The organism is Aliterella sp. E5.1 (assembly GCF_057473825.1).
The window spans coordinates 1-7449 of sequence record NZ_JBYCCV010000140.1; the positions used below are offsets into that span (position 1 = coordinate 1).

General features: G+C 45.3%; 8 protein-coding genes and 2 pseudogenes. 9 read left to right on the forward strand and 1 reads right to left on the reverse strand.

Going from position 1 to position 7449, the window contains the following annotated elements:
- Nucleotides 1-127: 127 nt before the first annotated feature.
- A pseudogene (locus tag AC2VE5_RS23040) lies at nucleotides 128-469 on the forward strand (transposase); the annotation flags it as partial.
- 4 nt (nucleotides 470-473) lie between these two features.
- On the opposite strand, the gene AC2VE5_RS23045 reads toward AC2VE5_RS23040, so the two are convergent.
- Entirely contained in the window at nucleotides 474-1316 is an 843-nt protein-coding gene (locus tag AC2VE5_RS23045) for an AMIN domain-containing protein (RefSeq protein ID WP_486890002.1), read from the reverse strand.
- 417 nt (nucleotides 1317-1733) lie between these two features.
- Between AC2VE5_RS23045 and AC2VE5_RS23050 the strand changes: the two are divergent.
- The 8 genes and pseudogenes from AC2VE5_RS23050 to AC2VE5_RS23085 all read left to right on the forward strand — a co-directional run.
- Nucleotides 1734-2259: pseudogene (locus tag AC2VE5_RS23050) on the forward strand (hypothetical protein).
- 169 nt (nucleotides 2260-2428) lie between these two features.
- Nucleotides 2429-3952 (forward strand): chlorophyll a/b binding light-harvesting protein, encoded by a 1524-nt coding sequence (locus AC2VE5_RS23055; protein ID WP_486890003.1) that lies wholly within the window; start codon nucleotides 2429-2431, stop codon nucleotides 3950-3952.
- Nucleotides 3953-4014: 62 nt separating this feature from the next.
- Nucleotides 4015-4398: a cupin domain-containing protein gene (locus tag AC2VE5_RS23060; protein ID WP_486890004.1), complete on the forward strand. Its 384-nt coding sequence runs from the start codon at nucleotides 4015-4017 to the stop codon at nucleotides 4396-4398.
- A 39-nt stretch (nucleotides 4399-4437) separates the two neighbouring features.
- Entirely contained in the window at nucleotides 4438-4950 is a 513-nt protein-coding gene (gene fldA / locus AC2VE5_RS23065; protein WP_486890005.1) for a flavodoxin FldA, read from the forward strand.
- Between the two features lie 6 nt (nucleotides 4951-4956).
- Nucleotides 4957-5871: an alpha/beta fold hydrolase gene (locus tag AC2VE5_RS23070; RefSeq protein WP_486890006.1), complete on the forward strand. Its 915-nt coding sequence runs from the start codon at nucleotides 4957-4959 to the stop codon at nucleotides 5869-5871.
- A 37-nt stretch (nucleotides 5872-5908) separates the two neighbouring features.
- Nucleotides 5909-6226, forward strand: a complete 318-nt coding sequence (locus tag AC2VE5_RS23075; protein ID WP_486890007.1) for a hypothetical protein — start codon at nucleotides 5909-5911, stop codon at nucleotides 6224-6226.
- Nucleotides 6227-6252: 26 nt separating this feature from the next.
- Nucleotides 6253-6885 (forward strand): Crp/Fnr family transcriptional regulator, encoded by a 633-nt coding sequence (locus tag AC2VE5_RS23080; protein WP_486890008.1) that lies wholly within the window; start codon nucleotides 6253-6255, stop codon nucleotides 6883-6885.
- Nucleotides 6886-7352: 467 nt separating this feature from the next.
- Nucleotides 7353-7449: IS1/IS1595 family N-terminal zinc-binding domain-containing protein (locus AC2VE5_RS23085; protein WP_486886923.1), on the forward strand; the 97-nt coding region annotated here is incomplete at its 3' end.

Below are 7449 nucleotides of genomic sequence, written 5' to 3' on the forward strand. Positions count from 1 at the left end.
ATCCCTTGAACAGGTAGAAGATGTACTTTGCCAAGGCTTACTTGAACTTTCTTCTAATAGTGAGCGCCTGCGTTCAATGACTTTCTTCCCTCATCTTCAAATACTACCTCTGACCGCAACTTAGTATGAGTGGGTTGGGCAAGGTAATCAACCAGAACTTTATGAGCGAATAGGTTCGAGAGTTTTAGTAATTTTAGACAACGCCAGTTATCACAAGCGCCAAGATATTTTTGATAAAATAGAGCAAATGTTACCAAATATACAACTTTGTTTTTTACCAGCTTACAGTCCAGATTTCAATTTAATTGAATTAGTATGGCATTCCTGTAAAGAGTTCATTGCTCATCGGCTATTTGAGTCCGTCAAGCAACTTCAAGAAACTCTAGAGAGATTGCTCAATGAGGGAGAGTTAATAATTAACTGGAATAGACAACTTCGAAATAAAGGAAATAGAGTTATTGCAAGTTAAATGTCTACCAACTTACTCCACTGACGTTATCGGCTAACTCGTTCAAACGCACCACCTGTCGATCTTCGATTACTTCACGCGGAATAACCTGAATTGATTGAGGAATATCGCGGATTGGAACCTTGATTCTTGTCGCAGTTGAAGCATCTGGTACGCTGTATCCTGTTTCTTGCTCGCCCGTCACCACAATTTCGATTAGTTCATTATCCGTAGCCGATGGTTCATCAGATTGACTTTCAATCTCTGGCTCAACTGGTTGAGTTTGGGGTTGTTGCCCTTGGGGAGATGACGCTACCGCACTCTTCACGCCAAAAATCAAACCCTCATCGCCATCAAATAACTCAACTGTTGGTCTAGCCGCCTCCCCCATCATCGTCACTCGGATAGTATTAGCATTTGCGTTAGTGACAGTTATCTGAGTAATCCCCGTAATCGGTTTTTGGGAGCGAAATGCAAACCCACCGCCCGACGGCAGGCGCATTTGAGCATTGGGAATATCAGCAATATAGCTATTGCCCGCACTGCGATTGGCTATCGTCAACTGTTCCCCAACCGTCGTCTGTAAGATCACTTCCACACCTTTTTCAGTAGGATTGGCTTTAACTGTCGTCACTTGCACAACTTCTGGCGCTGTTGACTGTACTAGCATTTGAGCGCTGGTGAGTGGACGCTTTACCTCATTTAGGAGGGGAATTTCTTTAGTCCTTAAGGAATCGCGTAGTATCCGACTAAGAGAATTGCTTTTTCCCTCCAAACTGGGAAGGGGCTGCGCTGTTGCTTCTAAGGCAACGCCAAGACAAACCGAACTCGTAACCACCAGAAGAAGCCCTAACTGCGCCTGTCTCACTTACACCCCTCGATACCTAATTGCCGTCAGTAAATTCATCAATAACATCGCAACTGGGAGCAAACTATTGATATCTATTCCTGATAAAACTCAACAATAACTCTACAGGAAACAATAGTTAGTTGCAACTAATTAGCAAATTTTTTCTGGAATAAGATTAGCAGAGGACATTACAACACAGCGATCGCGGTTACTTTAACTGCATTTTCCCTAAAATTGGTAAAAATCGTATTCGTTCAAGAAAATAGGAGACGACCATAGGTTAAACTTTGCTTAATCCCTATTATCTTAATATTTCTTAATTATCTTTAATCAGAAAAGATTGCAATAGTCATGCTAAGATGCCTCCAAGTTAGTTGAATAATATTCTCAATAAGCTTCGGCTTTTTGAGAACCTGATTTAGGAGAATATATTGCATGGTCAGAACGATAGATCAAGCACTGGAAACTGTTCCTTGGTGGGCGGGAAATGCTCGGTTAACTAATACTCTCTGGCAAACTACTAGGCGCGCACGTTGCTCACACTGGATTGATTGTGCTGTGGGTAGGGGGAATGACTTTATTTGAACTTGCTCATTTCAATCCGCAACAGCCGATGTACGAGCAAGGCTTAATTTTACTGCCTCACCTGGCGGCAGAAGGTTGGGGCGTTGGGGCAGGGGGTACGGTGGTGAATACCTTTCCCTACTTTGTATCAGTTAACGCAACAGTTTATCCCGGAGTGTTTTACGGCCCAACGTTGGTGATTCGGCAAAACATTATTCCCTATTTTGCATCGCCCGATCCTGACTTTTTGAGTCCGCGATCGTGGTTAGCAAATGCTCACTTCTGGTTGGCGTTTTTCTTATTGCAAGGACATCTCTGGCACTCACTCCGCGCTCGTGGCTTTGATTTCCGCAAAGGTCGAATCAGCGATGCGGCTGTATTGCCGCAGCCGACTTGAATTGACTCACGCTAAATAACCTGCACCCATACCGAAATGGATGTAAAAATTTGATTGCACTTCGCCGATTTCATGCCGATTAGAACACAAGCCACAGCTTTACAAGTTTCTGGCAGAGAGGAAGGACACTCTAGGTTCATACTGCAATACTTTTCAAGGAGATTTATTCATGACAGCAGTAATTGCCGAGAGTCCTTATCAACAGCAAATTCCTCAAACAGGTTGGTGGACTGGTAATTTTCGTTTGGTCAATTTGTCTGGTAAATTGTTAGGCGCTCATGTTGCCCATTCCGCTTTAATTCTGCTTTGGGCGGGTGGAATGACTTTATCTGAGCTATCTCGCTTCATACCGACAAAACCAATGTACGAGCAGGGATTGATTCTTTTGCCACACCTGGCAACGCTTGGCTTTGGAGTAGGAACAGGGGGACAAATCGCGAACGTCTACCCTTACTTTGCGATCGCAGTGTTGCACCTTATCCCCTCAACGATCTTGGCAGCCGGGGGCATTTACCATGCCTTGCTAGATCCTGGAGTGCTGGAAGATAATCCAACCTGGGCAGGCTTTTTTGGTTACGACTGGAAAGATGCCGACAAAATGACCTCCATTCTAGGCATCCATCTGATGCTGCTAGGCTTGGGAGCATGGTTATTGGTCGCCAAAGCCCTATTTTGGGGAGGAGTATTCGATCCCTGGGTAGCCGGAGGTGGCGATGTGCGCGTCATCAGCCATCCCACCCTCAATCCAGTGACAATTTTTGGCTACCTGTTTGGCACTCACGGAGCGGCAGGTATGGCAGCCGTCGATAATCTTGAAGATGTCATCGGAGGACATATTTGGGTCGGCGGTATGCTGATTGGAGGGGGATTGTTTCACATTCTCACTCAACCATTTGCTTGGGCGCGGCGCATTTTGATCTATTCCGGCGAGGCGTATTTGTCCTACAGTATTGGCGCTGTTGCCTACATGGGCTTTCTAGCTGCTTACTTCGTCTCGGTTAACAACACAGTTTATCCAGAAGTGTTCTACGGTTCATTAGGCACGTTGACGAGTCAAGCACCTACAGGAACACTACCGACGGCGATCGACATCGTCTCTACTCGCGGTTGGTTAGCCACGTTCCACTTCGCGCTGGCAGTTTTCTTTCTGTGCGGTCACATTTGGCACGCAATCCGGGCGCGGCGAGAGGCGGTAGGGTTTAATTTCCAACGCAAAGCCATGGTGCAATCGGTGTTAAATGTGGAAACTGGCAATCTATTAACACCAATTAATTCCTCAGATTTTACCTTGAATTTCCTCAAAAACCTGCCCATTTACCATCCAGGGCTTTCTCCACTCACACGGGGATTGGAGATCGGTATGGCACACGGTTACTGGCTGATTGGTTCCTTTGCCAAACTAGGACCTCTGCGTGACTCAGATTCGGCAAATTTAGCAGGCTTAATTGCCGCCGCGAGTTTGATTGCGATCGCAACAGGATGTCTGTCTCTCTACGGCAGTGCCACCTTTGAACAACGACTGCACTTGCCTCAACTTGCCTTGGTTGATACTGTTCCCAACGTTCCTACATCACTGCAATCAGTTGAAGGGTGGAGTCAATTTTCTGGTGGTTTCTTGATTGGTGGCGTGGGCGGTGTAATTTTTGCCTACCTGTTGTTGAGCAATCTTGACCTGTTGCAGCACCTAGTTTAAGCGATCGCTCCTCAACTGTTTACAGTCCTGCTCTAAAAAATTATTACCCAAAGGTATTTATTATGGCTCAGACCACAGCTATTGATCGACCGTTTCATCTCCAGCTATTGCCACTCAACGCTTCCTCTGGGCAAGTAATTAATTGCGAGATTGTTGAATACACGAGCGGACAGCAAACCTTGTATCAACAGAATTTGATGACTTTAGGCGCAGAAACCCAACTGCCAGAAATCTGCGATGACAAGGATGTGACGATCGCGGTGCTAGAAGGGCAAGGCAAGTTGACCTTGAATCAGGAGATTATTCCCCTCGAACCCGGACGGTTTATCTTCATCCCAGCGCAGATGTCTCATACATTGCAAACACAGACTAGCCTTGTTTTTCTGCTCAGTCGTTGCGAACCTAATTCAGGTTTACCCGAAACAGCTTGGGCAATCACGTTGTAACTTAAATTTTTTCAGTCTCACAATTAGCAAGGAGTTCATATGACTAAAATTGGCTTATTTTTTGGTCCTCAAACTGGCAACACCGAAACGATCGCCGAAACTATGCAAAGAGTATTTGGTGGCGATGAGATCGTGACGCTACACAACATTGCGGATACTGAAGCTAGGGAACTGGAGGGCTACGAGTATTTGATTGTCGGTTGCTCTACTTGGAACATTGGTGAACTGCAAGCCGATTGGCAAGGCTTGGATGACGAATTAGACAACATCGATTTCAGTGGCAAGAAGGTTGCTTATTTTGGACCTGGCGATCAGATTGGTTATGCCGACAATTTCCAAGATGCAATGGGTATTTTGGAAGAAAAGATTTCTGAACTGGGTGGTACTACGGTTGGTTATTGGTCAACCGATGGCTATGACTTTAACGAGTCGAAAGCAGTCAAGAACGGCAAATTTGTTGGATTAGCCCTTAATGAAGATAATCAGTCAGAGTTAACCGATAAGCGCATTAACACTTGGGTCGCACAACTAAAACGAGAGTTTGGAGTGTAGATAATCATGGCTAACACAAAAGCAGCCCAGCGAATTCTTTTTTCGCTGCCAGTGCTACGAAGTGCCTACCGAATGCCCGATCGCACAACTTGGAACGTAAGCAAAATCAACCCATACCAAACAATCATGTCTAATTTGCCTGAAGTGCTTTGCCTAAGTGCCAGCCCCCATTTACAAGTATTCAATCGCCCGTTGCTGCAATCTCTTGCCCAACATACGTCAATTGCTCACTGGGAATATCAACTCTCGCCCGATGAACCCTGTTCTCTTGACATTGCCTTAGTGTTGCTGAATGACTATTTGAAACATGACGATCGCCCAATTCATCTAATCGGTCATGGGGTTAGCGGACTCTTGGCATTGCTATATACCCAAAGACATCCCGAACGAGTGCGATCGCTAACTTTACTGTCTGTTGGTGCGTATCCTGCTCTAGATTGGCAGGCATATTATTATACCCAGCGCAACCTACTACCCTGTCGCCGTCAGGTTTTGTTGACTCGCATGGTAGATATGTTGTTTGGCTGCTCCTCTCGACCCATGACAAAAGCGTTGGTGAAGATTTTGGATCGGGATCTTGACGATTCGCTATCTCCTCATAGTCTTGTCAAGTGCTTGAACTTGACACCAATACAAGTAGCAGTGCCTCTGCTAGTGTGTGGCAGTGTAGATGATGTTGTAGTCGATCCCTACCAACTCCGCCGTTGGCAGCAGCACTTCAGTGAAGATGCATCAAAACTCTGGGTGTGTCCGGGTGGGCGCTATTTCTTTCATTACTTTTATCCTCAACAAACGGGAGAACAGATTTTGAGCTTTTGGCGAAGTCTGCTACCAAGTCAGAACAACTGCTCATCAGAAAAACTGTTTCTAACGGCTAATTGTGAACCTCATGTAACTTCCATTCTTGTTGAGCAGCCCTAAATTTCAGCACTGAGCTTTCTTACAATTGGACTTAGCCATGCTTTACTCTATTTGTCCCTCAGTGATTCAATCGATCGCGATCGCCTGGTGTAGCTGCTGCGCTATTCTTCTAACAGTTTTTTTCTGTTGGAGCCTTTGGCATACAACAAAAGAAGGCATCCGTCATCTCAAGAAACTGCATCAAGTGCCGTGCGCTCGCTGCCAGTATTTCACAGGCGAATACCTGCTGAAATGTACCGTACATCCGTGCAAAGCCTTTTCTGAAGAAGCGATTGACTGTCTGGATTTTGCACCCAATAGTCAGACGATGATGCCCAGGGTCGCTCAAGGTCAACATCCTTGCTTGAAGAGATAAAGAAAGCATATTTTCTGGAATTACCTATGAAACAAATAATTTTGCTAGAGGAAGTAATGGTAATGGACGCGCTCGATCTTCAGAGTCGCCAAGCATTATATCCTTTCAAAACCGCGCCAGCACAAACGGAGCGCCAAATTCAACGAGCATTTAAGAAACGAGAGTATATCCCGCTAAATAACGGTATTCTCTGGCGAATCGAAATTGGAGTAGTTCGCACATTAACCTTAGCTGAAGATGGCACCATTATCTCTTTGGGCTTTTGGGGAGCAGGAGAGGGGATTGGTCAGCCCCTCGCTGGCATCCAACCTTATCAAATTGAATGCTTGACCAATGTGAAAGCGATCGCCTTGAAGCTAGACGATTGCTGGGATTTACATCGGGTGATGTTGTCCCATATTCACCAGATGCAAGAATTGGTGAGAATTCGTCATGGACAAATTCAGCAGCGATTTCTGCAATTTCTGTACTGGTTGGCAACTAAATTTGGCTTTAGGGTAGAGCAGGGACGAATAATTCCGTTCCGCCTGACTCATCAGGATGTTGCAGAGGTGCTAGGCACAACGCGAGTGACGGTGACACGTCTAGTACAGCAATTGCAGCGACAAGGACTCATCAATCAGGGTAAACACCACATCCTACTGTACGAGCGTCGATAATTCTATTTTGTCTCCTTAAATTGACCGCTTGTAAAAATAATTTGTGAGCAGATGGGACGGAAGAAAAATTCACGCTCTCTTACCAATGGAGGATAGAAGACCAAGTCCTGGTCGCTTTGCAATACTAGCGCCGAGCCGGAGACGCTCTGCCTCCGGGGAATACCCCATGTACTTTCACATTTCTTAGAACTAGAGCGTGTCAGACTGACTGTGCGTAAGACTAAGAGATTAGCGCCGCCCACTACAAATAAATTATTTAGATGCTAAATAGTTGCAAAAATCACTAACTTTATCAAGCCTTAATTAGACTATTTACTACTCAGTAGCTGTAAATTTAGATTTTTTTACAGTTTAAATAAGCCGAAAACACTATTTATACTTGTCTATAGAACTTTGCCTAGTAGGTAGTGCGTCAAATAAACGTGGGATTGGTAGAGTAGAGGGGATCTCTCATCTGCAACTCGTCCATGCAATGCCCTTTGTGTGATCATTCTAAAGCCCATAAACACGGCAAGATGCCCAACGGACATCAACGCTATCTCTGTCCTGTTTGCCAACAGACGT